Source organism: Cryomorphaceae bacterium 1068, from assembly GCA_027214385.1.
In the GTDB taxonomy this organism is placed as follows: domain Bacteria; phylum Bacteroidota; class Bacteroidia; order Flavobacteriales_D; family Cryomorphaceae; genus JAKVAV01.
This window is the reverse complement of the sequence record JAPVXR010000003.1, coordinates 54,632-81,523: the sequence shown is the minus strand read 5'-3', so window position 1 is coordinate 81,523 and position 26,892 is coordinate 54,632. Positions and strand designations below refer to the sequence as shown.

Below are 26,892 nucleotides of genomic sequence, written 5' to 3'. Positions count from 1 at the left end.
GTCTTCCAAAAAATTAAAACTAAAGCACCTTATGGCAAACAATAAACTGCTCGTAGATGAAAGACAAGCTGACCTCGGTAATTTTATGGTAGGCCGTCTGCTTCCTTTTAGAAAGAAACGTCAGGTCGGGCCTTTTACATTTATAGACCATATGGGCCCGGCAAAACTTGGGAATGGAAAATATGTAGATGTCGACCAGCATCCGCACATTGGGTTGAGCACCTTGACTTATCTTTTCGAAGGAGAAATAGAGCATCGAGATAGCATCGGCACGGTACAAGTGATCAGCCCGGGTGATGTAGGTTTTATGACGGCAGGAAGCGGAGTGACGCATACCGAAAGAACGCCGAAACCGAAAAGAACTCAAGATGAATTTATCATGCACGGATACCAAATATGGGTGGCCTTGCCAACTGAAATGGAGGAAATGGGTCCGCGATTTGACTTCTACCCGAGCACTGATATTCCCACCTGGAAAACAGATACGCTGACCTTCAAATTGGTTGCGGGGACTGCCTTTGCAAAATCAGCTCCACTCCAAGGTTTCTCCCCTTTATTTATGGTCGATATCCATGCCGAAAAAGCGACCACATTAAATCTACGAGGACAACTCACGGGGGAAGTGGCCTTTGTTATCGTCAAAGGTTCGATTACCGAAGGAGATCAAAAAGTTGAAGCGGGACAGATGCTGATCAGCAAGACAAATGATGCATGCGAAATTCGCCTGGACAAAAATACTCAGGTCTTACTTTTTGGAGGTGAGCCTTTGCCGGAAGAACACTTCTTGTTGTGGAATTTTGTATCACATAGCAAAGACCGCCTGAAACGGGCAAAAGAAGATTGGATCGCTAAAAAATTCCCCGAAGTGGATGGAGACGATACGTATATACCTATTCCTTACTAGGAGCTTAAGACACAAAGTATCGAACCAACTAAAATCAAGCTACCACCGCAGGCCTTCCCTCCCACTCTGCCTTAAATCCTTTTAAGTCATTCTCGGATCCAAAGACAATAATCTCGTCTCCTGCATGGAGCTGTGTGGCACCGTCGAGTTTCGATACAAAGTGACCGTTTCTGTAAAAGCCTATCATCCGTACTTTGTACTTTTCCATCATGGGCGTTTCGCAGAGGTTCTTTCCCGTGAAGGGACAAGAATCAGTCAAGACTAGATTCAACGCTTGAATTTCGTTGAGTTCCAGAGCATCCTTTTTATAATAGTGATAATTAGAATGAACTTCTGAGTAGGCCTCGTCGCGTACCATATCTATAAAGCCATCTATCTCGTCAGGTTTAATCAAGAATTGATTGAGCATTCTGGCAAAAACTTCTACAGAAGCTTCAAATTCCTGGCTGATGGCCTCACTGGCTCCAATGTGCAAGAGCTCCTCCGTTTCGGGTATGCTTTGGCTGCGTGCAATGATGTGAACCGTATTGCATATTTCTCGAATATTTGCTACGACTTCCAATGCACGTTGGTGGTCATTGATGGCTACCACGGCCACGCGTGCTTGATAAATATGCACGTATTCCAAAATAAAGGGATTGCTGCCGTCGCCAAATATGATGTGCTCCCCTTTTTCCCTTGCAGTGGTTACAGTGTCAGCGTCATGATCTATGATGACGTAAGGAATCTTGGCCTCCTTGGCCGTCCTTGCCGCATTACGACCATTGGTTCCATAACCAATGATAACGAGGTGAGCTTTTAGTGTTGCGACCAACTCCGTCGATTGCTCAGTCTCGGTTGGATCAGTGTCATTGACAAATTTGCTCATCGGTGTCCGCATCAGGAAATTGGCAATGCGTTCGCCGAAGTCGATAAGGAATGGAGTGACGGCCATCGTTAGAATCGAAACAGAAAGGAAGTACTGATTGGTCAGCTCAGAAATCAATCCGGCTTCCATACCCGTGCGGGAAAGAATAAAGGCAAATTCACCGATTTGCAATAAGCTAAGCCCTACAAGGATACTGGTCTTTAGTGAAAACCTCAAAACCCGAGCAGCCAGCACGAGCACGCCAAACTTTACGATGGCTGCCATAACGGTAAAAAGCAGCACGAGTGGCAAGTTCATCACCAGGAAATTGAGGTCTAGCAGCATTCCGATTGATACGAAGAAGAAGCTGGTAAATATTTCTCGAAAGGGAATAATCAAACCTGTAGCCTGATGGCTGTACTCCGACTCACTGATGCATAGACCCGCCATAAAGGCACCGAGTGCGAGCGAAAGTCCCATGAGTGAAGTAACGAAGGCCACCGCAAAACAGATGACAATAATGGTGATCAGAAATAACTCTCGGCTTCTGGTCCTTGCAATCTCGTGTAAGAGTTTCGGCACTAAGTACCTCGCAGAAACATAAATCGCTACCACAAGGAAAAGCGCCTTTCCCGAAAGGATAGCTAATGCTCCCCAAACATTGCTCTCCTGCCCCGAAATGATGGGAACCAATAGAATCATCGGAACGACGATAATATCTTGGAAAATCAATATCCCTAAGCTGATTCTACCATGATTGCTGCGCATGAGTCCCTTCTCTTGAAGTAGCTTCAGTACAATAGCCGTGCTACTCAAGGCAAAAAGAAATCCCAGCATGACCGCTTCGGTGAGCTCGTAACCGAGTAGGAAACTAATGCCCGCCGTGATGGCGATGGTAAGCAAGACTTGGATGGAGCCACCTATAAAAACCACCTTTCGGATGGACATCAAGTTCTTGAGACTGAACTCCAAACCGATAATAAACAATAGTAAGATGACCCCGATTTCGCTCAGCATTTCGATCTCGGATCCACGACTTGCCAGTCCTAAGGCATTGGGTCCGAATAGAATCCCCGTGGCGAGAAAACCAAGTATAGCCGGCAGCTTAATTTTTCGGAAGATGTAGATGACCAGAACTGAAAGCCCGAGTATGAGGACGATCTCTTTCAGAAAGGGAATATCAGTAGTACCGGCAAGAAGTATAGCGATCAGGCTCATCAAAGTTCGGTTTCAAAAGTTCTGTTCATTTTTAAATGCTAGGCCAGAGTTGATCGACTTTGGTAGTATTCGAGGCAATTCCAGTTTCGTTTCAACATCTAAATAGTATGGTGCAATTTCGCTATCTTTTCGGAAAGAGATGCTACTCGAGGTGTCACTTTTGGTAATTTATTAAACGCATAAATCACTCAGCCTGGTTTTGAATAATTTTTCAGAAATGCGCCAATGCATTGAACGATCTTTCATCTTATTTGACCTCAATATGAAATCTATCTTAAAATTAAACCATGATTGCTCTTTTGACCAATGAAGATTATACCTTTGGCTTACGTTTGTCTATTGACAATGAAATCTATCTGAATCATGAAAGAAATCAGCCCCGCAGAATTACAACAGTGGATAGAGAATAAAGAAAACTTCCAACTCGTAGATGTTCGTGAACGCTACGAGTACGAAATATCAAACCTAGGTGGAATACTCATTCCCATGCAATACATCACCGAGAAATTGGAAGAGATAGCCAAGGATAAAAAAGTAGTGATTATGTGCCGCAGTGGCGTAAGAAGTGCCAATGCCATTCAATACCTTGAACAAAACCAAGGATTTGATAATTTATACAATTTGGAAGGTGGAATACTCGCGTACAGCGACGAAATAGACTCGACGGTAGCTAAGTACTGATGAAAGCATAAAGCTCCGGCGACTTTCTCATTTCCGTTTGTCCAGTTCTTAAATTAATTTCCATTGGCTAGATTTGTCCAATATGGAACAAGACCTTAACGTTTTCGGCGAAAAACTCATTACCTGCAGCACGAACCCTATGACAGGGTTTTACAGAAACGGCTGTTGCAGCACAGGCAATGAAGATCAAGGAACTCATACGGTTTGCTGTATCATGACGCTCGAGTTCTTGCGTTTTACCAAAGCCATGGGCAATGATCTATCGACTCCTGTTCCGGAATTCGAGTTTCCAGGCCTAAAGCCTGGAGACCACTGGTGCCTTTGTGCTTTGAGGTGGCAAGAAGCCTATCGCCATGGAGCCGCACCGAAGGTGATATTGGAAGCTACCAATGAGAAGACCTTGGAGTATGTGAGCATGGATGAGCTGATCGAGCACGCGTACAAAACAGTGGAATGATCAGGGTACTTCAGCGCCCTTTCCCGCCTCTTGTCGAAAAGTCTCAGCGTCTGAGGTCGGCATTTCTCATTGCCTTTTTCGTATTTGGTTTTCTCTTCGTGTTCAAACCTTTTGGTCTTAACCAGCTGGAAGAAGGTTTATTGGCCGTTGCGGCTTTATACGGATTGGTTACACTGAGCTTTCTGCTGATCACTCAAATGATTTTCCCTTTTCTCTTCGGGCAGTTTTACAACGATCAAAAGTGGACTGTTGGCAGGGAGATTACCCATTCCATGTGTAATGTGTTGCTCATTGCCGTTGGCAACTTCCTTTTGAGTTGCTACATGGATTTCTTTCCTTGGAGCTTTGATACGTTCATTCTTTTTGTGGGATTTACTTTTGCCATTGGCATTATTCCTATTGCCATTCAGGCATTGGTGAGGCAAAACATCTACCACCACCGAAATGTCAAAGCAGTATTCGACGACAATCGAATCATTGCAGAAAGGCAGGGAATTACTCTTACTTCTTCAATACTGAGTATCTCAGGAGAAGATGGAGAGGTGGCGTTTCAGGGAAGTGCCAAGGACGTATTGGCTATCGAGAGTTCGGGCAACTACATCGAAATTCATCGGAAAGAAGGAAAGGCGGTGTTGATTCGGAAATCGCTGAACGCTACTGAGCAAGAATTGCCCCATGGATTCTTTCGGACGCACAGATCGTGGATTGTCAATATGTCGCTGGTCAATCACGTCGACGGAAATGCTCGGGGATATACGTTGACTTTTCTCCATTCTGAAGTGGTGGCACTGGTCAGCCGAGGAAAGCTCAAGTCGTTTGATTCGGAGCTAAAGAAAACATCCGGCTGAGAAACCAACCTTCCCGTTCGTCCCATTCCTTCCCAACAATACCAAACCCTTCCCATTCGTCCCTTTGGTTTGCCATCAGCGGCTTTGTGCCCGTATCATTGTATGAAATCATTTGCGACATGGAAAAGATATTTGCAGCGATAGTGATCTTGATGACTTCCGTTTCGGGATACGGACAAAAGGACAAGTACAAATTTGCCCAGACATATGTAGGGGCTCAATTGGATGCTTTCGGTGGGTCAAACTCACCCGAATACATGGCAGGGCGCTTGCTCATGGGAGGTACTCACTTTTGGCAAAAAGCCGATTTCTACATTTCCATACCGTTGTTCACCTCTCGTATCGGCGGCGAGGATTGGCACTACAGCGAGGGAGTAATCACGGGCTTTCGCTACTTGCCATTTGGCTTAAGCCGAAAAGGACCACGACCTTTCATTGGAGTTCAATGGATCACTCCTGAATTGCGCATCGGCGATGGACCGCTTTTCGAAACCAGTCGTTTTGGATTGGAAGTAGGGCTCAATATTGTCTTCGGTTCTTTTTATACCCTGGAGCTTTCGACGCATCACGTCTTTAACAATGAAGTGAACTACGCCATTTCCCGAGAAGGCAGTGCACCGATCGAAGCATCGGATTTCGGATTGTCCATTGCATTGAAAAAGTACTTCGATACCACTGCTAATCTTTCTTCCGAGAAATCGAAAGCAGACGTAAAGCAACGCTACGATGGTTTTGCAGAAGAGGGAAAGCTCAGCACATGGAACGTAGCCATCGGCCTTTCGGCAAATGTATCGGTAAGCGATGTGCCCATGCTCGAAGCATACGACTTTATGCCCGACAGACCACCTTTGACCTTATATCCCGATGTTGCCGTGGGCTATTACTTCCATGAATTGGATGCAGGAGTTCGCGCTTCGTGGCGGCCTATGAAGCTACAAGATGAAGCTTACAGTCTAGATTACATCATCAGACAACACCGACTTGGCTTAGAGGGATTCAAATTCCTTTTCGATTACAAAGGTTTTGTTCCTTTTCTCGGATTCAGCGTGGGAAGTGACTATATAAAGGCAGAAATCAACGATGGTGACTTGCCAAAGATCCAAGACGACTATTCGGCGCTTTCTTACGGCATTTCCTTTGGGTGGGACATTCGCCCTACCGATACCGAAGCTTGGATTTTGCGCACCAACTTGCGCTATTTGATCCAATCCGATTCGAATGCGGATATTGCCAATGCCACCGGCAGAAATTTGGAAATTAATTTTATACAAATGGTAATTTACCCTAGCAGATGGAAATAAAATACGAGTACATACTTTATGCACATATCGCCACTGGAGGTCTTGCGCTCGCAACAGGCTTGATTTCCGCTTTTCTCAAAAAGGGAAGTAAAAGGCACAGTAATTTCGGAAAAGTCTTTGCACTATCTATGGCGACATCTGCAGCAATCGCAGTGGCCCTTTCCATTTTCCACCCTAATCCATTTCTGCTAGGTATCGGCTTCTTCACGCTCTACTTAGTAAGCTCGGGATGGGTATGGATCAGGCGAATGCCATTTGACAAAAAGCTAAAACTGACAAAAGCTATCGGGGCAGCGGGAATTCTCACAGCGGCTTATATGATCTACATTGGGATTATCAACCCTTTGGGAGCGATTATTCTATATGTCTTGGGAGGAATTCTCGCTACTTTATCCTTCACTGACTTAGTTTTGAAAACCACTCCTGATAAGGCCGCAGGTAAACACGGTGGCAGAATGGGTGGGGCACTGATCGCAGCCATAACCGCATTTTTAGTAACCAACTTTCCAAATTTAGACTCACTACATCCACTAGTGATCTGGCTCGGCCCTACAGTTATAGGAACGCCCCTTATTATACTCGGAATCAGGAGATTTTACAAAAGGAAAACCAAGACTGTGGCTAAGTCTTAAGTGATAGTATTGTCCTCATACAATACTTTTTATTAATTCAACTTCGGTCCAATTCCCAGCACTATTCAACCGAAGCTTTAGGGCTCTTTGGCCTTCGCTTGGTCTGTATGATTCCGCCAAACACAACATTTACCTGAGTGAAAAAGAAGTTGTGATTGGCTTTATCAGCGGAAGAAGTTGTCGTTCTCACCTTCGGCAAATCGATAAACCCTCCTTTCACCTCAGACTGAATAAAGAATCCATTGAAGAAAGTGAAGTTGACTCCAAGAACAGCTCCTATTCCATAACCCGATAGGTGAAACTCGTCATACCGATCTGTTCCCCATAGAGTGGTGTTGGTCTTTGGCAAGAGAATTCCACCTCCTATACCTTCAATCAAGTTAATTTGAACTTTGTTCTTCTCAAAAATTACGTCAGTATGCCTGAGCTCAATGTTCAGATAATTTAGCCCGTCTGTATGCTCAAACTTCAAGAAATCCTCATCCAAAACGATGTCATCGTTATCATATAATCCGTCGTAATCAGATCGATTAGTGCTTATTTCTCCCGATATTTTTACTGTTTGATAATTCTTCATCACATACTTCATGTGGTCGATTCCAAAAGAAATATCCCAATCATTCTTAAAGTAATAACCTATCCGAAAATTGTATTGCGGAATGGTCATGACTGTGGGATTCAAATAGGCATCAACTGAAAAGTCGGACTGTCGATCGGCGGAGACTACATCTTTTAAAGTGAAATCATAGTCAGTTCCACTAAAGTGTAAATCAGATTTGGTAAACCAATCTTGGTTCCAACCCCAATAGAAATATAGGCTACCCCTTTTAGAGCTATTATGCTGTAAATCTGCCGTTTGACCGAGCCCAATATGAGAAAAGGAGACGGATAGTAAAACCAGAAGGAAAAATCTCATTCAATAAAGCAAACCTGCAGATATCATGAATATGGAATTCCATATCCGAATACCTACCCTATCGTTTGCATGCCGGGCTTGATCGTTAGTAATGCTAGATTATTTGCGTACAAAACTAGTTAAAATCCAAGTTGACCACACAAAAGCTAGAATTCCGCTAAGAAATCAAGGAAAGTAGACCTCTAATCGTCGTCACTTTCGTGTTCCACCACTGCGGCATCGTCTCTAATCTCAGTATGCCTGATCTCACCACCGCTGGTTCCTACATATGTCGCTGAGACACCCGCTGCAATGGCAAACAAAAGAATGAGAACTGTGAGAAAATTGGCGAACTTGAGTTTTTTTACTTCTGCTATGAATCCAATCAAAGACAATGCTCCTAAGATCATAGCAAGGACTAAGAACGTCTCCGCATACTCTTCATGAGTATGTATGAGTGAATGACTAATACCGGCAATCTCTTCAAGAATCTCTTCAGCTTCTTCACCGGTTTTATTGGCCATCGCAGATGCAATGGCACTAAAAATATAGATTCCGAAAGCGGTAAGTTTTACTTCTGTTTTTTTTAGCAACAACCCGGCAATAAGCACGAGGGTTCCAATAAACAAGCCCACAATAGGAAAGTGATTTACGATTAAATGAAGATGTGCGTCATTCATGTCTATTCTGATATGAGATTAAAAACTGATTTCAATAATTATTGAATTTTCAGGGTAGAGTTTTCGGAATTAACCAATCATCGAACCACACTATGAATCGGTAAACTTAGATTCTTAATTTACAAATACCAATATTCTTGGGTTAACCAATTAGACTTTCCTACATTTCGCTCAATAGCATCAGTAGATTTTTTCAAGCCTTTACATTCCTTAACAACAAGAGAGTGATAAAAAGCATCTCAAAAGAAAGCCGTTGATGAATCTATATCAACCTTTGAATTTTTCAATCTCCCTGACCATTTCATCGATTTGCTTTTGGCCAAGGCCAAAAATTTCAAGACTATTTCCAAACTTCAGATAGAGGCCTAAATCACTGTTTTTCTTGACCATTTGAAGCTCAGCCTTCAAATCAGCAAACTCCTTCTTGCCTTCCATTTGAATGTACAAATCCGTGTACATTCTAAAGTTTTCGCGGGAAGGCTTTTCAAATTGGGAGGCAAACATGGTCAAGTAATGATTGAGGTATCCCTTCGGATACTTCTCCTCCAGAAGCTCCATTAGTCCGTTGTCATATTTGAAGCTGCAATCCATAGCAAGACATTCAAAAATTTGGTCCCTAAAAAAGAAGATGAAGTGTCTCAGTTCTTTCTTATCAATTTGGTCATCCAGCACCTTTTTATCCTCGGGGAAATCCTTCCAATTGATATTCGGAAGCTCATAAAACTCTCCCCAAGGAAGTTGGTCGTTCTGAAATCTAAAGTTGCCGTCTACGTATACATTCTGATCAGTCGGATCCAACGTGTATGCATATACTCGATCGAGTAGGACTTTGCCCATCTCGCCCTCATCGATATGCTCAAAGCCCTTGGGATCCAAAACAAATGATAATTGAATTCCTCCATCAATCGGCGATACCTTTAGATCAGGAGCGCCTGGATCAGCATTCCAATTTCTATTGAGCTTGGTGTATTTCATATTAGACTAGCTTGCTGCACTCGGCGTCCTATACCTCTGCGTGCTTACTGAAAACAGGATCTAAACCAAAAAACACCAGAGCAGGAAAAAAATGCATTGGAATGGCCAGCCCCGGAAATAGCTCGGGAAATTCGACATCCAGCGGTAACGTCATGGCCAATGGACTTAGAATACTGGCGAAGCTCAAAACCACGATCAGTGCATTCAACCAAACCTTGAGATTAGGCTTCTTGAATTTGCCCAATAACCAATACCCAATTGCCATGAGAAGACACCCAAAAACAGAGGCGCCAATAATTGATCCTACATTGATCACTTTGCTGAAATCGAGGTACATAGCATTTTCATAAACGGACTGGTATACCACACCCGCAATTCCTGATAAGAGTCCTGCTGCCAATCCATGGAATAATTGAACCTTCATGCTCTTAATTTTTAGTTACGGGAATAGACACATCGAGTTTAATCTCGTTGGACACCTTCTTCATCATGCCTTTCATGCTGCCTATTTCATAATCCAGGCGATTGACCGAAAACATGGCCTTGAAGGTATCGTCTTCAAAAGTGAATGGAATGGTTACTTCTTTTTCGATTCCGCGCATTTTCAGGGTACCGGTAGCTTCATAACCTGATGCGGTTTTTGTGAAGGTGTCGGATATGAATTCAATGTAGGGATATGTTTCGGCATCAAACCACTTATCGCTTTTGGCGTGTTTGTTTTTCATTCCATTGCCCGTATTGATGGAGTTTACATCGATTTTAAGTGCACAAGTCGATGCCGTCAAATCGGCTTCATCCCATTGAACATCTCCTGACATGGAGGCAAATACACCTTCAGCATCAGTTCCCGAAAAGTTTATGGCATGTCCGTCCGCAATGACCCAGTTGGTGGACTCAATAGTAGTATAAGCTGATAGCACGAGGATTAAACCTGCCGGAATAAGGGTTTTGAACTTTTTCATGATGACTTATTTTTTTGCCAAAGATGAAGACTAAGATAATGCAATCCATTGATGCAGGTTAAGAAATCAATGTATCTTCATTCTTTGACAGATGGGCTAACTTCTTGCGAATAGCCCAGAATTACATCAGGCCATTTTCTTAACCGGACTCAGGCAGTTTTCCATGATTTGATGAATGTTTTCATCTTCTACCTCACGCAGACGGTCTGCAAATTCCAGAAATTCCTCATAGACATCATCTAGCTGGAGCTTGGTCAATTCGTAGCCTAACTTCTTGGCTCTGTAAGCCAGTGCAGCACGTCCACTGCGAGCAGTAAGGATGATAGCAGAATCGGAAACCCCAACATCTGTAGGATTAATGATTTCGTAAGTCTCGCGATTCTTGATCATTCCATCTTGGTGAATGCCCGAGCTGTGCGCAAAAGCATTTGCACCGACAATGGCCTTATTCGGCTGCACGGGTATGCCCATAATCTCAGAAACCATGGTACTGGTGCCGTAGAGCAGTTTAGATTTTACTCCCGTATCCAAATTCAAAAGGGGATGCTGACGAAGTACCATGACTACCTCTTCTAAAGATGTATTTCCGGCTCTCTCCCCTATTCCGTTTATGGTGCATTCGATTTGCCTCGCTCCATTCATCACCCCTGAAATGGAATTGGCTGTAGCCAAACCTAAATCATTATGGCAATGGCAAGAGATAATTGCTTTCTCAATCCCTACCACATTCTCTTTTAAGTATTTGATTTTAGCCCCATAATCATGGGGAAGGCAATAGCCCGTAGTATCGGGAATATTCAATACTGTAGCTCCTGCTGCAATGGCTTGAGAACAGATATACGCCAGAAATTCATTGTCGGTACGACCTGCATCTTCTGCGTAAAACTCCACATCATCTACAAAGGACTTCGCATAAGCAACGGCTTCTATGGCTCTTTCCACAACTTCCTCTCGCGTTGCATTGAATTTGTGCTTGATATGAGAGTCTGACGTTCCAATACCTGTGTGGATGCGTGGCTTTACGGCATGTTCAAGTGCTCTTGCTGCTGCTTCTATATCACTCTTTACCGCTCTTGATAGCCCACAAACGGTGGCGTTCTTTACTGTCTTGGCAATGGCCTGAACTGACTTAAAATCTCCGGGACTGGAAATAGGAAAACCTGCTTCTATTATATCTACTCCTAATTCATCAAGCCTTCGAGCTATAACCAACTTTTGCGCTGTATCTAGTTTACAACCCGGTACCTGCTCTCCATCCCGTAGGGTAGTGTCAAAAATTTGAACTTTCTCTACACTCATATCGATAATTTAAGGCCAAATGATAGATTTGTTTCGCGCGAACTTAAAGTCTTCCTTACTTTTAGTGCAGTGCCCACCCACTGATCTTACAATGTTTAAACACCATTAATGCTTATCACATGACTGATAAGCAGCTAACTAAACGTGGATTTAATACGATGATCAAGCGGCACAAAGACTCCCTGTATATATTGATCAAGGCACTTACGAAGTCTGAAAAGCGCCAATTCAAACTATATGTAAACAGACTTGGGGTAAATTCTGAATCCAAGTTTATGGCTTTATTCAGTCACCTTGAAAAAGCCGCTGAATACGATGAAGAAGCCATCCTAAAGTCAGGAATTGTAAAGAAACAGCAGCTCCCTAATCTGAAGGCCCACTTGTACCGTCAAATATTGGTTAGCCTTCGCCTGTCTCCATCTCATCAAAACATACGCATACAGCTTCGTGAGCAGCTCGACTTTGCCGTAATCCTCTACCAAAAAGGGCTCTACAAGCAGAGCCTGAAGTTGCTGGAAAAAGCAAAACTTCTGGCCATAGAAAACGAACAGAAATCCATCGCACTCGAGATCGTCGAATTTGAAAAGGTAATTGAATCACAATACATTACCAGAAGTATAAGCGGCCGTGCAGACCAACTGGTGACTGAAGCCAATGAGCTGAGCCAAATGAATACAATTGCCGGACGGCTATCCAATCTGTCTTTGCAGCTTTATGGCATCATGCTAAAATCGGGATATGCAAAGAATGATGCCGAAATGCAGCGCTTGACTAGCTTCTTCCATGAACGAATGCCGGAAATCCAGCGGAACCAATTGGGTTTTAGAGAGAAGCTTTGGTTTTACAAGGCCAATTTGTGGCATAGCCTTTTGACCCAAAATGTTTTGGCGAGTTACAAAAATGCTACCCGCTGGGTGGAGCTTTTTTACGCCGATACCAAAATGATCGTTCAAAACCCCGTTTGGTTCCTTAAAGGCAATCATTACCTGCTCGAGTCGCTCTTCCTGATGCGTCATGTGTCGAAGTTTAAAGCGTCGCTGCAAGCACTTGAGAAAACGATTGGAGACAAACGATTTCCCATAAACGAAAACAATGCTGCTTTATCCTTTCTATACATCTATATCAATAAACTTAACCTGCACTTCTTGGATGGGTCATTCACGGATGGGCGCTATCTTGTAGCTGGGATCGATGAAGGGATCGAAGTGCACCGCGACCGATTGGACGATCATCACGTTATGCTGTTTTACTACAAAATCGCCTGTCTCTATTTCGGGATGGGCAATCATGCGCTCTGCATTGCTTACTTGGAAAAGATCATTACTAACAAAGACTTGAGCATGCGCGAAGACCTGATGTGCTTTGCCAGGATTTTGAACTTGCTGGCCCGCTACGAAGCTGGATTGGATGAGAATTTTGATAGTTACTTAAAGAGCACTTACAAGTACTTGATCAAGATGAACGAGTTGCATGAAGTCCAACAGGAAATCATTCGCTTTTTACGCCAACTAGATTTGGGTAATGTCCTACCCCATCAACTCAAAACTGAATTTGAACAGCTACTGATCAGACTTAAGATCTACGAGACTCATCCCTACGAGAAGCGCGCCTTCCTTTACCTCGACTTAATCTCCTGGCTGGAGAGCAAAATTGAAAATCGTCCCGTAAGCAGCGTGATAACAGAAAAAACCAAACTCTTGGGACGATCTTGAAAGGCCGGGTTTAAGAAACGTTGGCAGAGATTGCAGCATTAAGAAATAAGGGAAAAGCCGCCGTATCATCTACGGCGGCTTTATTTTATTCGAGTGTTCCGTTATCTCGACTAGTTTACGATAAGGTACTCCTCTTTGCTATGCCGATATACTTTGTAGCAAGAGTCATCAACCAATACTTCGATGAAATAATTTTCTCCTAGGTGGTACTCACCCTGTAGAATGAATAAGGCGCCAAGCTACGCCTTGTTCGGTTCCTAATGTTACCTTCCAAATCGAGAACATTAAACTCGACGCTATCACTCCTATTGTTGTAGATAATGTAATTTGCTCTCATGCTGATAAGTTCATTTGTCTCAACCAATGGCTCTCCAATTTCGAGCTCTATAAATAGTCTTAAACTAACCCCCTCAAAAATGCTTCTATGCCACTTGAAAATTGAACTTCGAGTTCAATCTCTAGTTTTGGACTTAATCAGTATTGAGCTACAATCCCTCGTGTTAAACCCGAACGAAGGCTGGTCAATTTCTTCTAAATAGTCTACTATACCCTAAAAGTCATCCAAGTATTTCAGTACTCGGATAATACGCACTCGAGTGCGTGTTATCCGGCTTATGAGATATAGTGTACCTGCCTCCAATTGGTGGTTTTTTTCGATCCCAAAATAGGGAATGTGACTTTCTATACGAGAATCGAATCAGGTAATGATGACGGGGCTTTGGCAGTGCTAACTCATCACCTCCATCAGTAAGATGATTTTTGGAATGAAAATAATCAAACCAATTCCAAAGGATACAATCGCCGAGATCAGAACTGCTGCAGCGGCTTGGTCTTTGGCTTTTTTGATAAAACTGTTTTTCTCCGGAGAAACCAGATCCGAAAGATTCTCAATGGCGCTATTCAACAACTCCATGGCAAACACAAAGCCTATCGCGAAGAGTAATGCGATCCATTCCGATTGTGTTATGCCAAAAAAGAAACCCGCAGCAATAGCAATTGCAGCAGCCACGAGGTGAATTCTTGAATTCGGTTCTTCCTTAAGAAGCGTTCTAAACCCCTCAAAGGCATATTTAAAACTATGGAGTCTTTTCTTCAAAGCGTTTACTTTTATTTCATTTCTCTCAAAGATTGAATACGCGAATAAGTTAAAAACACGGACTTTGATGTTTAATTGTTCGGCTACAAAAAGTAAAGCCTCCAAAGCGTCCTTACCTCCCCTTCTTCTTCCTGTTTTGAATCTTGTCACCGCGCTTCTGGGGCTTCTTGTACTTCTCCTTCAACTTGCGGTGGTAAGCCTTCTCGGTGGCTTTTTCTTTGCTATTCTTGGCCGACTTCTCGTGAAATGAGGGCCCCACGGCAATGGATAAATCCTTGTGTGGCGACTCAACGGGCTCCTCGATCTTGGGCTTTTCTTCGGGAGTGAGTTGGGTGGTTACCTGCACCTCCATGGGAAATGGGGTGACGGGAATGGAGTAATTCATCAAGCTTTCGATGGCTCCCTTCTGGTCTGTCTCTTTCTCCCTGTGTAAGAGTATGGACCTTCCCTCCTGCTCTGCCCTTCCCGTACGGCCGATGCGGTGAATGTAGTTTTCGGGGTAGTGTGGTGTGTCGAAACTGATGACGGTGCCCACCTTCTCGATGTCAATTCCTCTTGATATCACATCAGTAGCTATCAGGATTCTGCTTGTGCCGTCTTCAAATCGCTCAATGGATTTGCTGCGGTAGTTCTGCTCTTTCCCCGAGTGAATAAGCGCCAACTCAGAACCGAACTCCAAAGTTTCGAAAAGTCGGTCGGCGGCCACCCTGGTAGCTACAAAGATCAAAACCTTGCCGTAAGCCTCCTTGTCTGCCAGGAGATGATTCAGCAAGTTGACCTTGGTGTAAAAATTGGGCACCGAATAAGCCTCTTGGCTGATGGTGTCCAAAGGCGTTCCGCTGATAGAGATCGTTTTCTTCTCGGGATTGACAAGAAAACCATCGATCAATTCATCAACATAAGTGGTCATCGTGGCCGAGAAGAGTATGTTTTGCCTTTTCGATGGCAGGTAATCAAAGATGTTTCTCAGCTGAGTCTTGTAGCCAAAGTCGAGCATGATGTCTGCCTCATCAATCACTAGCTTTTTGACAGAATTGAGTCGCAAAACATTGGTGAGCGCCAAGTCATAGAGTCGTCGCGGTGTACCCACTATGATATCGAGGCCCTCTACTATTGCTTTTTTCTGCGTGTTGATATTTGTACCTCCGTATACGCCCAGCGTCCGCACACTCAGGTAGGCCGTTAGTTTTTCAATTTCCTTTACGATTTGGATCACCAACTCTCTGGTGGGCACCAATATCAAAATCCGCGGGTGGGGCTGTTCGGAATACTTTAAGTCTTGCAAGATGGGAAGCAAGTAGGCCATGGTTTTACCTGTTCCCGTTTGGGCGATTCCCACAAAATCGCGCCCTGCCAAAATCGCTGAATACGACTCCAACTGAATGGGCGTCGGTTTCTCAAAACCTAAGTCAGCAATGGCATTAAACAATTGCTTTTTGATCTTGAAATCTTCGAAGGTTTGCATGCCGTTCTCTACCATTACATTTTCTTCTACCCGTTTGAGCTACCCATCAATTCGGGTTGTTTGGTCCATGATTCTCTCAAACAAAGAATTCAGCCTGCGAAGGTACCCAACTGTTTTCGGATTTGACTGATGTCAACCAAAGAGTGATATAACACATGGGTGCAAAGATCATTCTTAACTCGAGCTTTGATCGAGGCAGTTGTATTATTTCAATGAGAATGAAGGCCTATTCAAAATCCAAAGGGCTCATAAAAACTGCTCTGAGCCGATCTGCGATTAAGAGTTTTGGAGGTTTCGACCCTTTCGTTAAATCTTCTACGGTCAATCGGGTCCAATACCGCACACGCCAATTTGGATCATGAAGGTGCTTCTTCAAGTGATCGATCAAGTCATGATCGTTCCTTTCCATAAAATCGGCAATGCCGCTTATAGCGCAATACCGAAACGTCGGGTGGGGATTGTCCAGTTCTTTTTTCAAAATTTCAATAAAGTCATTGCTGTACTTGAATTGATCAGCTTTTATGAACGAAAATTCCTGAATATGATTCAAAACGGTCCTGGGCCTTGCAGATTTACGCGCTGCTGCCAGCAATCGGTTCAGCTCCTCCAAAAAGAAGTCGCTCCAATTGTCCAGATCATGCGATAGTGCTTCATAATAGATCGGAAGTTGATTCAACTCGTTGAACTCTTCATTGTGAATGATCTCTTTGAACTTCTGAGGATTAGCATTGGCGAAGGCGAGCACCTCTCGCAGCGTATCATCTTGCTTTTCGACAGGCTGATCGTAAAATGAATCAATTTTGACAATGAGCTCGCTTGTCATTTGTTTAACATTTAAAAAGTAGTGAAAGGTACAGGTTACGCAAAGAGTACGCTATCACCTTGTCGATCAAGAGCATTTCCCAAAAGCAAGCATGGCCATTTTCGAAATGCCGAGAACCGTGTAAAGTGAAATGACATCGAGCGTCCTATTCATGGCGGAATCTAAAACTCAAAGGTTCCCACGGCTTTTTCGCAGCCTTCCCAAAAGGTTTGAATATTCTCGGGGTTATAGAGCAACTCTTCAGGAGTTAACACCTCGGGGAATCCGCTCCATCCTGCCGCAGGACCGTAGAAGTTTCCCGACTCGGCCTCGGGGTCCATGGCGGCTCTGATAATGCCCGCTGCACCATCTTCTGCAGATTGGGCTTGGTTCATAAATTCAGCGTCTTTGTCCATTCCACCCGTAGAGGCTGATGTGACTTGAAGCTGCGTGAGGGCCAAACCAGGATGAGCAAGAAGTGCCATCACATTCTTTATGTCTGCCTGCTCCAACTTATCCTTAAGGACGTAAGTAAAGACGGCATTGGCCAATTTAGTTTGGTGGTAGCGCTCCCACCGCGGACCTTGAAACTGAAAGTTTTCTTCTTCAGTTCCGTCACCACCGAGGTTGCCACCGTTCTTCCCGAAGTATTCGCTCTGTAGCGGACCTCCAAGTCGCGCTCCCGAGCTGTGATTCACGATTCTCCCTTCTTTGCTTTTCGCAATTAGTGGAAAGAGCTCTTTGGTGAGTAAAAAGTGCGAAAGCACGTTGGTTTGCATCTGTACGTCGTACCCATCAGCAGTGGCTCTGTCTTCCAAAGCCATCACTCCTGCATTGTTGACCAATGCATCAATAACGTCGTATTTGGACTTGATCCATGCAATGGCATCTTCGACGCTGGAAAAACTTTGCAAGTCGCATTCAATGGATTCGAATTGACCATCGGGAACTTCAGATTGGAGTTCTTTGATCGCCTTTTCCGCGCGCTCACTTTTCCGATTGAGGAGAACCACCTTCGCCCCTTTCTTGGCTACTTCGCGGGCACAGATGTATCCCGTGCCTGAGGTGGTACCCGTTATGACAATGACCTTGCCGGTCATGTCTTGGGAGTGGTCGGCAATGACTGTAGGGAGGTGTTTGGTTTCTATGGTAGTAGACATAATTCAGTTTTTATTTTCCTAAAGATCGGGAAATGATTAGTAATCTTAATGGATAATTTAGGAGTTGCATATTCGATCAATGGCTATTGGTCTTTGGATCAATGCCGAATCATTAAGAAAGCAGTTGCTCAAAAAACCCGCCGATCTCCAACTCTCGATCGATCAGGTGGATCTCGTAAATCCAAAACCGCTCATGACCGTTTTGGTCGAGGGCACTCATTTTCTTGTGGTTATTGGGATGGATATAATTGATCTCGTCCTCTCCTACTATCTTCTCATGCGGGAACTTACCAATCAAGTGTCCACAGTGGATATTGCCATAATCCCAGCCATACTTCTTGGCCAATTCGGAAGTGTATTGGTAAAAGTCGGCTCCCGTCAAGGAATCTTTGTATTGATCGTAGTAGGCTTTACCTTCGTGCCAAGCCAGTTCTACATCTCGTTTTAGTTTGTGCTTTCGCTCGTCCTTTCCGATAACGTAGGTCTTGCCCAAATCGGCTTCCCACTCTTCGAAGATTGGCCCGAAGTCGAAGAAGAGGATATCGTCGTCTTGGATGGTGAGGTCGGGCGGATTGTCGTGGTAAGGCAATAGGGTATTCTTACCGGCCCGTACGATGCGCTTGTGCCAGAACTTCTTGATGCCAAGGAGTTCGTCGGCCAATGCGAATACCGCTTCGTTGAGTTGTTTCTCTGTTTTTCCCGCCTCAACGAGCCGGCGGCCTTCAATGGCTTGGAAGAGCAGCTCAGCTTTGCGCTCTGCTTCGATCAGGTTTTGGAGGGTGGTATTCAAGGAAATTCAATTTTGACTGCAATATAAGGCCGTTTGTGGCTTTTGAAATTCAGAGCGATCTGCTAAGTCCGTTCAAATCTCTTTCCCGATCGGCTTTCCATTTCGGCTCCACTCGCTCCAGCTACCTACGTAAAGTTTGGGGATCTTAAATCCTGCGGAAACCAGGGCCAGTATGGTGTGGCAAGCCGTTACGCCCGATCCGCAGTGGATGGTGGCATCGTATTCATGCAGAATGGCTCCGTACTTTTTTCGAAGCAATGATGGCGACAGGAACAGACCGTTCTCGTCCAAATTTTCTTGCAGGGGAATATTGACCGCTCCGGGAATATGTCCGGCTACTAGATCGATAGGCTCCGACTCACCTTTGTAGCGATACGCTTCGCGCACGTCGATGATCACTGATTGGCGGGTGATGGAAGATCTTTCAACCTCATCAATAGTCGAGGTAGGCCATTGCCAATCGGTTACGGGATAAGCTTCTGTGGATTCGACCTTGTCCTTCGCATCGTTGACCGGCAAGCCTTGATGCTCGGCGGCTTGGAGTCCGCCGTTGAGCACTTGTGCTTTTTCGTGTCCGATGGAGCGCAGCATCCACCATAAACGTGCAGCGGCATTTGCTCCGCCTTTATCGTCGTAGATCACCACATGGCTACCTTGCCTAATTCCTACCTTCCCCAGCATATTTCCAAAGTCGGTTGCTGTAGGCAAAGGATGTCGGCCACCATCAGCTGCATCTTCTTTTATTTCAGAGAGATCTTCGTTCAAATCAATGTATATCGCTCCTTTGATGTGCCTCTTAGCGTATGATTCCTTGGCAGGAGCGCCTGCCCCCGCATCGATTAATATAAGATCAGTTGAGTCAAGAAGTGCCTCCAGGTCGGAAGCTGATAAGAGTGGGTGTAAGCTGGTTTTCATTGAAGAATCTTCTGATTACCAAAGAAAGGGAATTTTAGCAGTCAATCGAGGATGTAGAATCATCTGATTTGAGATTGAAGCTTACTTTGCGTGTCAAATTCATTTTAAGATGTCCTCCCTCGTCTTTGGCTCCCTAAACATTACCAAATCCACTCCCACCGGAGGGAGACAATCCTAGAACTCAATTCTTCGGTTAAGTTTGATCCTAGCAAGTACACTCCCCAATGATCACGACTTTGTAATCAAAGAACGGAACGAGAGCATCTGAAGCTATTTGGTCAAGAGATTCTGTCAGTTCTTCGATTTGTGCTTCAATTTCGTGGTATTCCGTTCCATCGACGTATTTCAAGTCTTCTTCGAGTTGCGCTATTTCGTCCTCGACTTTCTTTAGTTGAGTTTCGGCATCGGCAATTGCCTTTTCGAGATCAGTATTCCATTCATGAAAGAAGAGTTGGTAGGAACAAAGGTATCCTCCGAAAGTGCGGTACTCGAGATGATCTGCCTTCATCCAAACCGTATCGGCCATCTGGTGTGTGCTCACGACGCCCGTTATATACGAATAGGGAATGATCTCCGAGACAGCAATGCTTCTTACGGCAGCGGTGTCAATGGACTGTTTATCTATCAATGTAAAGATGAAGTGTCGATTCCCGGGGGTGCCTCCCCATTCATACTTGATCCGATTTTGAAAAAAGGCGTAGTCCCCCAGCCCATCTTGAAAGTGATTGTTGAGAAGGAGATCTTTTCTTCCCTCGATATACTCTTCCAGCGACATATCGTCAGATGTGGAAATATAGCCTGTGAGGTATTGATAACCGTGTACAGTCTCTCCCGAGCTAAGCGTCAAATCAAACTCTATGTGGTACCCGTTGTATTCTGCTTTCGCGAAAAGGGAGCCAAAGAAAAACAGAAAGAGTGCAACGGTTTTTAAGTATGCCATGCTTCTAACCCAAACTCAAAAGGACTATCTCAATTGTTCTTCAGGTATAGAGACAGTGATGGATTTAACTTTTCCCGTTCGATGAAAGATAGCCGTTGAGTTTTCGCTGTCCAGCTCGTTTCCGATCATTTCCAAAACGCTACCATCGTTCATTTCTATCTTCAATCCAGCATCACCACTGAGATGATAGGTAACAGGTACTTGACAACACGTGAACCCTAAGGAATGCGCCGGCAGGTTCACGTCAGTAAGTTCTTGGTTGAGAGAGCTGTATTCAAAACTCTCAGCATCAGCCAAGAACTCTGTTTTCTTGAGCAGGAACGGGTCGAATTTCAATCGTCCGTCGCCAATGGCAATACCCAATTCTCCAAAGCGAACCAAGACATCCTCTTTGACCTGACCTGTCATACCGGGCTGTTGAGCTCCGCGATGCCAGGGCGTATGAGAGTACGGATCTGTTGGAAAAGCGCCGTAAAGCTTGGGTTCTTTGTACAAACCTATTCCCAAACCGATCTCATCGAAATGATGGGCCAAAGCGTCTCTCGTTTTCTTGTCGCCGTCTTCATAATGGGCTTGCTCGCATACCTCGAAGACTGCCAAGTGCAACTTCGAAACCATGTGCCAATAAATCGAACCCAAACCTTCATAGCCGAAGAAAGTACCCGACCGACCGGTGAAGGCTTTGTGATTGAATACCTCCTCAAAGATATCGAGAATCACAGATTCTTCGGCTTCTGCCAAAGGGGCATATTCCGTATTGGAGAGGGCCTGCAACCCTTCTTTCAGGTCATTTGAATTCCTAAAGTTACCATTGAAGTGAAAGCCTCCATCTACATCTTTTACAATGATTTGAGAATTTCTATTGATAATCATTCTTTGCAATAGCTTGGACTTATCAATGGAATATTTTGCCACGTTGTTCTTCTCCAAGAACCCGGGCAATTGCTTATTCGGATAGAGGATATAGCTGTTCTGATCTTTTCGGTAGAGTGCACTTTTTCTAAGTGCATTGAGTACTTCGAGGGCATCCTTCGAACTCAAGCTTCCCGAACTCAGCACAGCTACTTGACCTTCTAGCATTTCATCAAGGTAAGAGATGGAAATCCCTGTTTCGGTCATGCTCATCAAGTTGTACGCGTGGTATAGCTTGTCTTCGCGTTGATTGGCTTTAATGGAATGCTCCATGTATTTGAGCGCCACGGATACAAAGTACCGAACGGCACTCACTTTTACCCCAACCTTGTCGCCACTGAAGCCATGGTCATAAATTTTTTCACGGAAGTCACTGGCTGCCTTACCAAGGCCTTCGGTGATGGTTTTGCGCAACTCGTCACCCATTGGCTCATCCAGTGTATCTTCATACTCTTTCAGCACATTGAGGATGTGCGTAAACATGGTAGACATTTCCTCAGAGAGGTCCACTCTTTCGTCTTTTACATCGTCGAGTGCTTCGTCCATAAACTTCAAGAAGCGACGCAAGTAATACAGCGTCACCATAGAAACTCCATTGCCCACTAAGGCATTGTTGGCGTCGTTCCACTCGGGGCGTTGCGTGTTGAGCCAAATTCCCGCTTCGGGAATCAGGTTGGAAACCTTGGCAAGTGCCGTTGCCAAAATCTTCTCTATAAAGTTCACCCGGTGTATCGCATCTTTTCTGCTGCTGCGCAATGCACCGTCAGCGCCGAGTTCTACAACGCTTTCACGAATTGCTTTATCTGATTCTTCATCAAATTCGATGGTATCTTTGGGGTCTTTGATGATTTCGCTGTACGGCTTTATGCGGTATGGCACATTGGCATAAACGAAACAATTCTTTGCAAAAAGGTCATTGAATCCCGACGGGCGATAATCTCGATGAAATTCCAGAAACTTCAGCAAGTAGATAATCTGGTGGTCGCCCCAATAGCCGATATACGACCATGGATCGTCCGGCTCGCTGATCTCCCAGTCGAAACCGTCTTTGGTAACGCGGTATGGGTTGTATCCATCAAAAGTCGATGCATTGAGAAATTTGGAGATCATACCCTCAATAAAGTCGGGGTATGATTGAACCAGTGCTTCCCAGTTTTGGAAAATATCTCTCCAATTCCCTTCGTAGTCGAGGATTTTGGATCCATCTATCTCGCTATTGGTATTGATGGAGAATTTGTTCCACGGTCTACTCGGATCGCCATGTCGACGGCTAAATCGCAGCGGGAGGTATTCTTCGCTGAGGCGAAGAAGGTCATTGTCGTTTATGGCAGCTAGCTTTTGCATGAGCACTGACTTATCAAACACCTCATCCAATCCGTCAACAAAAGATTGGTGCTTGGCAAACAATGCCCGGTTGGCTTTTTCCAAGTACGCACTGAAATCCTTCTTCTCTATTTGGTAATTGTGATCGAAGATTCCTCCGCGCATCACATTAAAAAGCACGTTGGCAAAGTGACGTGTATCGCGCAGACTATCAGAGGTAAGCTCTAGTCCATCGGCTGCTCCTACTATGGATTTGAGGTTTTCAGTACCCAGCTCCACATTGGCCCATACCTCTTCGCGAAGCTTTTTATTGGTCATGATCTCTCGGTTCAGGGCAATCACATCGGCTTGCGATTGATTGACATTGGCTACCATGGTCCAGTCTTGTTTTCCTTTCGGAGCCAGATTAACACGTGCTGAGATGAAGTAGGCTCCCTTCTCCCCTTTCATGTCGGCCTCTTCCGTTACAGGCTTTCCTTTTCGGAAATCGGCCAATTGAAATGACGAAAGCAGGTGTTTGGGGTTTTTTAGCCCCAGCGACCAAACGGTATTGGCCTTTAAGGCTTCGCTAGGCTCGGCTCGGTCTACTATGATGGCGCTCAGGGCAAATATGCCCAAACCCGACTCTTTGGCCAGCTCGCTGCGCTTGTAGGCGTCTACCAAGTTGCTTTGGCGCTTTTGCAAATCACTATCTACACCGTAAGGCAGGATATTTTGAAGACCATCCAGCATATTGACCGATTGCTTGCGGTCGGCATCGTTGATAATTGCAGCGTTTCGCACAAAGCCGTAGCTATTGCTCGAGCACCACTCATACCAGAAGGTCAGGTCCAGATCGTGGTTAACTTCCTCAAAGAGAACTTTATTCCCATGACGATTCTTGTAGAGATTTCGAGTGGTATTGAATTCTACAGAACTCAAATTTGAAAAGGGTTCCCAGATTTGGGTACCACCATCCGTTTCGACTTGAAAGATGGTTTTGGGGCCCGTATTGTGCGCCAGCTCAGTAATCTTATCGTCAGAATAATAAGGAAACAAGGCATGTTCAGCATTCTTTCGTCCCGCGGTAAGGCCACCATTGCTGGAAATGAACATCCAATGATTGGAATCACTGACAATACTCATAAAAAACGGCCTCAACGAATCGTGATTGGGTATTTTAAACCAAGACTCTTCGTTGATCTCTTCAATCGTAATCGACATGAAATTCTTTATTAGTGTTAAACTGACAATTAATTCGGAATCGCTAATATCTAATTTATTGGGGAATCCATGAAGGAGATTCTAAGGTGAAGACAAAAACTACATCACAAAGTACATTCTGGAAAAACAAAGATCAGATTCTAGCTCAGGTAAATCTCAATGTGAAGATCTTTTCATTGGTGTTTTGAGCTGATGAAATATAAGAGAGTCCCAAGTTCTATATTGAACAACAATAATGCTGTCAATATTCATTTCTCACACTTTCCTGAAAAACAAAAGCAATGAATACGATCAACAGAACAGCAATAAATGTGGGATACAAAAATACCACTACTAGCTGGGGATCATTGCTGTTGCACAATTGGGCTGGCTCAGCGAAGAGCCACACCAGACTTATTTGCAAACTCAGAAATTCAAGAGAATTAAAAAGTTGCAAATCAGCAGTGAATCGAGACTTCATTACTGTTTCTTGCGTGAGGTGTCGATAAAAAAAGAGTATGGGAAGTGAAACGCTGCAAAGTGCTCCGAATCCAATTAGCCAATTCCAAGAAGCCACACATGAAAGTCCCAGGCTCTCCAATAAGATCTGAAGGAAAAACCATATCAGGGTAGTTATCATTCCCAGGAATAGGGCAAATACCAAGAAAATGACTCCTTGTCTCGTGAAATCGTATTGCTTCAATTTATAGCCCTTCGACTCCAATGACTATAAATCGTGGGTTTTATTTATAATGACCAGCCACAAACCAGAGCAGTGGCTGGTCTGAGTTTTATCTGTTGTTTTGCATCTTCCCGATCTTGGTTCGAAGTGCTGCTTGCATTTTACTGATGGCTTTACTCAGGGCCTTTTCATGGTTTTCTTCCCTGCTCTCTGCGAGGATGGGCTGCTGCCCTTCTAACCTTGCTTCTAAGCGGCACTGAATATCATTGGTCCCGCTCTTTTCTCCATTTTGGTCAGACAGGTGCACTTCCACACGAGTAATGTGATCAGCAAAGTGTTTTAATCCCGTTTCTATCTTTTCCGTGAAATAGGCTTCCATGTTTTGAGAGCCTTTGATGTTGTTGTCTGTATTTACTTGTATTGTCATTTAAAATCGTTTTTCTAACTACTAATAATATGTTTAAGACGGTTTCTCTTGGGAAAGTTTAGATTCTCTTGTCTGAATGATCTAAGCCTCCATTTCTATTCAGCACACAAAGAACAAAATTCTAAATGAAAAAAGGAATGACGAGGCGAGTATTCTCATTGTATTTGTCAATTAATAATATCCTTCCAGTGGTTCGATATCATCCAGCTTTTCATAATCACCATCGATGTAATAATCAATGGCCAAATTTAGGTTAGCACTTGCATCTTGCAGCTTCCCCATGCAATGCAGGCACCAAGAGGCTGAATGGCGGAGATAGTAAAGAAGTTGGTCAAGATCTTGGGTTCCATACAGCTCCGATAGTTTGTGGTAGTTTATTACAATTCCATCCTTACCCATGGTCATAAACTCATAGGGATCATCGTTAAAGGCTACTTGGTTATCGTAAAGTCCATTTTTATCGAGAAATGGTCGAACCTTGTTGAACTTGACGTCATTCCATTCATCGATTGCTTCCAACGCCAATTGCTCCCTCCAGAGATAATCACGCAAAATTCGCATTAGGCGTTCATCGCTGATTTCACCGATTTTCGACGTGTAATTCTCACCGATGAAATCCCTCACTACTGAGTGCCAAACCAAATCATGGTAGCGCATGGTAGAGTCGAATGAAGCCTTGCCTATGGATTCGTTGTAAATCTGGTAATGAATATCTTGGCTTCTTCGAAAATACTTCAATTGTTTCTGGATTTTTCCGTCTGCCATTTCCAGGTCAATTCTCAGATCTTGGAGCAAAGCGATTTCTTCTTTATGGATTTTCAACTCATTGTTGTAGTTATTCACCTGAAGAGCAATAAGAATCCCTATCACCACGAGAATAATTTCGCCGATGGCGTAGAGAAAGTATTTTGAAACTCTACTTTCTTTTATCATTCTCTGGCGGATTTTTCGGAAGAATTTGATCATTTCGGTTCCTTATTTTCCTTGGATTTCTCAAGTGCCACGGAAGAACAATTTCTGGCAATTATTTCTAAAAACACTATTTATCCAGGTCCTCACTTTCTAGTTCCTCTTGGAGAATCAGCTTCAATTCTTCAGAATTTTCAAGAATATTAAGCATCCTTGCCCTCGAGCTATGAACACTTCCTGCAATGACATCAACATAGGATTCAAGGTCTAAATAATCCCTTGAATCAGGATCGAATACCCAGGCGTTTTTACTGAAATAAGTTAGGGAATCAGCGTAATAATCCCTCCTTAAGCGCTGGTAACCATATAGCGTTTTGGCGTAAGCATTCTGGATGGGTTCAAGGGTTACGCGATTGTATCCTTCTTCGCGTTCCAAAAGCTTATAATAGTTTTTAATGGCCGTCTTGACTTTTTTATCGAACCGATTGATCACATTGGTCTGTTTCATTTGTTCGAACACATCATATTCCATGTTGAATTCATTGTATCGAAAAATAGGCCCAACAAATAATTTACGAATTTCGTTGGTGTCCAGACCACCCTCGAAATAATTCCTACGCTCCATGAACAGCGAGTCAGCAAAGCGAATGGGATATGGCATTTTCGAGGTATCCGTATCCAGAAATTTTATTCGATCAATATTATAGTTCAACTCCGCAATCATTTCTCGGGTTAACTCGGTCTTTAATCTGTCTTGCTCTTTTTCCTTATTCCAATCGTTCACATTTACGGCAATGAGTATTCCAATGGCGACGAGAATTATTTCGCCTATCGCATACAACAAATAGGAACTAAATTTCTTTTCTGACATAAGCCTT

26 protein-coding genes are annotated in these 26,892 nt (G+C 44.0%); 7 read left to right on the top strand and 19 right to left on the bottom strand.

The genetic code is table 11. The features are described from left to right. The first annotated feature begins 31 nt into the window (after nt 1-31). Entirely contained in the window at nt 32-904 is an 873-nt protein-coding gene (locus O3Q51_05425; GenBank protein MCZ4408237.1) for a pirin family protein, read from the top strand. 34 nt (nt 905-938) lie between these two features. Here O3Q51_05425 and O3Q51_05420 read toward each other — a convergent pair whose 3' ends face one another. Further along, the gene (locus tag O3Q51_05420; protein MCZ4408236.1) at nt 939-2,969 is read right to left on the bottom strand and encodes a cation:proton antiporter; all 2,031 of its coding nucleotides are present in this window, start codon (nt 2,967-2,969) and stop codon (nt 939-941) included. Between the two features lie 363 nt (nt 2,970-3,332). On the opposite strand from O3Q51_05420, the gene O3Q51_05415 reads away from it, so the two are divergent. The 5 genes from O3Q51_05415 to O3Q51_05395 all read left to right on the top strand — a co-directional run bounded on the left by O3Q51_05415 (nt 3,333) and on the right by O3Q51_05395 (nt 6,888). Continuing rightward, nucleotides 3,333-3,650, top strand: a complete 318-nt coding sequence (locus O3Q51_05415; protein ID MCZ4408235.1) for a rhodanese-like domain-containing protein — start codon at nt 3,333-3,335, stop codon at nt 3,648-3,650. An 82-nt stretch (nt 3,651-3,732) separates the two neighbouring features. Beyond that, complete coding sequence (locus O3Q51_05410; GenBank protein ID MCZ4408234.1) at nt 3,733-4,107, top strand: DUF2237 domain-containing protein; 375 nt, start codon at nt 3,733-3,735, stop codon at nt 4,105-4,107. Next, nucleotides 4,104-4,955 carry a LytTR family DNA-binding domain-containing protein gene (locus tag O3Q51_05405; protein MCZ4408233.1) on the top strand — a complete coding sequence of 284 codons (852 nt, stop codon included), beginning with the start codon at nt 4,104-4,106 and terminating at the stop codon, nt 4,953-4,955. Before O3Q51_05410 ends, O3Q51_05405 begins: the two co-directional genes overlap by 4 nt. Nucleotides 4,956-5,074: 119 nt before the next feature. Further along, the gene (locus tag O3Q51_05400) at nt 5,075-6,256 is read left to right on the top strand and encodes a hypothetical protein (protein MCZ4408232.1); all 1,182 of its coding nucleotides are present in this window, start codon (nt 5,075-5,077) and stop codon (nt 6,254-6,256) included. Further along, a complete protein-coding gene (locus O3Q51_05395; protein ID MCZ4408231.1) occupies nt 6,247-6,888 on the top strand; it encodes a hypothetical protein in 642 nt (213 codons plus the stop codon). The genes O3Q51_05400 and O3Q51_05395 overlap by 10 nt, the downstream gene beginning before the upstream one ends. A 61-nt stretch (nt 6,889-6,949) precedes the next feature. Here O3Q51_05395 and O3Q51_05390 read toward each other — a convergent pair whose 3' ends face one another. The 6 genes from O3Q51_05390 to O3Q51_05365 form a co-directional block, all read right to left on the bottom strand. Next, on the bottom strand, nt 6,950-7,804 hold the full coding sequence (locus O3Q51_05390; GenBank protein MCZ4408230.1) for a hypothetical protein: 855 nt from the start codon (nt 7,802-7,804) through the stop codon (nt 6,950-6,952). 182 nt (nt 7,805-7,986) lie between these two features. Continuing rightward, entirely contained in the window at nt 7,987-8,463 is a 477-nt protein-coding gene (locus O3Q51_05385; GenBank protein ID MCZ4408229.1) for a hypothetical protein, read from the bottom strand. Between the two features lie 267 nt (nt 8,464-8,730). Then, the gene (locus O3Q51_05380; GenBank protein ID MCZ4408228.1) at nt 8,731-9,438 is read right to left on the bottom strand and encodes a hypothetical protein; all 708 of its coding nucleotides are present in this window, start codon (nt 9,436-9,438) and stop codon (nt 8,731-8,733) included. A 28-nt stretch (nt 9,439-9,466) separates the two neighbouring features. Continuing rightward, nucleotides 9,467-9,862 carry a hypothetical protein gene (locus O3Q51_05375; GenBank protein ID MCZ4408227.1) on the bottom strand — a complete coding sequence of 132 codons (396 nt, stop codon included), beginning with the start codon at nt 9,860-9,862 and terminating at the stop codon, nt 9,467-9,469. A gap of 4 nt (nt 9,863-9,866) precedes the next feature. After that, on the bottom strand, nt 9,867-10,400 hold the full coding sequence (locus O3Q51_05370; GenBank protein MCZ4408226.1) for a YceI family protein: 534 nt from the start codon (nt 10,398-10,400) through the stop codon (nt 9,867-9,869). 126 nt (nt 10,401-10,526) lie between these two features. Then, a complete protein-coding gene (locus O3Q51_05365) occupies nt 10,527-11,699 on the bottom strand; it encodes a 2-isopropylmalate synthase (GenBank protein ID MCZ4408225.1) in 1,173 nt (390 codons plus the stop codon). Between the two features lie 158 nt (nt 11,700-11,857). Between O3Q51_05365 and O3Q51_05360 the strand changes: the two genes are divergently transcribed. Further along, on the top strand, nt 11,858-13,411 hold the full coding sequence (locus tag O3Q51_05360) for a hypothetical protein (protein MCZ4408224.1): 1,554 nt from the start codon (nt 11,858-11,860) through the stop codon (nt 13,409-13,411). Nucleotides 13,412-14,138: 727 nt separating this feature from the next. Here O3Q51_05360 and O3Q51_05355 read toward each other — a convergent pair. The 12 genes from O3Q51_05355 to O3Q51_05300 all read right to left on the bottom strand — a co-directional run bounded on the left by O3Q51_05355 (nt 14,139) and on the right by O3Q51_05300 (nt 26,885). Next, nucleotides 14,139-14,507 (bottom strand): diacylglycerol kinase family protein, encoded by a 369-nt coding sequence (locus O3Q51_05355; GenBank protein ID MCZ4408223.1) that lies wholly within the window; start codon nt 14,505-14,507, stop codon nt 14,139-14,141. Nucleotides 14,508-14,619: 112 nt separating this feature from the next. After that, nucleotides 14,620-15,987 carry a DEAD/DEAH box helicase gene (locus tag O3Q51_05350; protein MCZ4408222.1) on the bottom strand — a complete coding sequence of 456 codons (1,368 nt, stop codon included), beginning with the start codon at nt 15,985-15,987 and terminating at the stop codon, nt 14,620-14,622. Nucleotides 15,988-16,198: 211 nt separating this feature from the next. After that, complete coding sequence (locus tag O3Q51_05345; protein MCZ4408221.1) at nt 16,199-16,795, bottom strand: hypothetical protein; 597 nt, start codon at nt 16,793-16,795, stop codon at nt 16,199-16,201. A gap of 161 nt (nt 16,796-16,956) precedes the next feature. Then, nucleotides 16,957-17,934 (bottom strand): SDR family NAD(P)-dependent oxidoreductase, encoded by a 978-nt coding sequence (locus tag O3Q51_05340; protein ID MCZ4408220.1) that lies wholly within the window; start codon nt 17,932-17,934, stop codon nt 16,957-16,959. A gap of 112 nt (nt 17,935-18,046) precedes the next feature. Then, the gene (locus O3Q51_05335) at nt 18,047-18,724 is read right to left on the bottom strand and encodes a M24 family metallopeptidase (GenBank protein MCZ4408219.1); all 678 of its coding nucleotides are present in this window, start codon (nt 18,722-18,724) and stop codon (nt 18,047-18,049) included. 72 nt (nt 18,725-18,796) lie between these two features. After that, nucleotides 18,797-19,639 carry a sulfurtransferase gene (locus O3Q51_05330; protein MCZ4408218.1) on the bottom strand — a complete coding sequence of 281 codons (843 nt, stop codon included), beginning with the start codon at nt 19,637-19,639 and terminating at the stop codon, nt 18,797-18,799. Between the two features lie 205 nt (nt 19,640-19,844). Continuing rightward, nucleotides 19,845-20,579 (bottom strand): hypothetical protein, encoded by a 735-nt coding sequence (locus tag O3Q51_05325; GenBank protein ID MCZ4408217.1) that lies wholly within the window; start codon nt 20,577-20,579, stop codon nt 19,845-19,847. Nucleotides 20,580-20,603: 24 nt separating this feature from the next. Then, a complete protein-coding gene (locus tag O3Q51_05320) occupies nt 20,604-24,017 on the bottom strand; it encodes a hypothetical protein (GenBank protein MCZ4408216.1) in 3,414 nt (1,137 codons plus the stop codon). A 241-nt stretch (nt 24,018-24,258) separates the two neighbouring features. Continuing rightward, nucleotides 24,259-24,636 carry a hypothetical protein gene (locus O3Q51_05315; protein ID MCZ4408215.1) on the bottom strand — a complete coding sequence of 126 codons (378 nt, stop codon included), beginning with the start codon at nt 24,634-24,636 and terminating at the stop codon, nt 24,259-24,261. Nucleotides 24,637-24,787: 151 nt separating this feature from the next. Continuing rightward, a complete protein-coding gene (locus O3Q51_05310; protein ID MCZ4408214.1) occupies nt 24,788-25,105 on the bottom strand; it encodes an HPF/RaiA family ribosome-associated protein in 318 nt (105 codons plus the stop codon). A 171-nt stretch (nt 25,106-25,276) separates the two neighbouring features. Next, the gene (locus O3Q51_05305) at nt 25,277-26,038 is read right to left on the bottom strand and encodes a DUF6090 family protein (GenBank protein ID MCZ4408213.1); all 762 of its coding nucleotides are present in this window, start codon (nt 26,036-26,038) and stop codon (nt 25,277-25,279) included. A 106-nt stretch (nt 26,039-26,144) separates the two neighbouring features. Beyond that, nucleotides 26,145-26,885 (bottom strand): hypothetical protein, encoded by a 741-nt coding sequence (locus tag O3Q51_05300; GenBank protein MCZ4408212.1) that lies wholly within the window; start codon nt 26,883-26,885, stop codon nt 26,145-26,147. Nucleotides 26,886-26,892 lie beyond the last annotated feature (7 nt).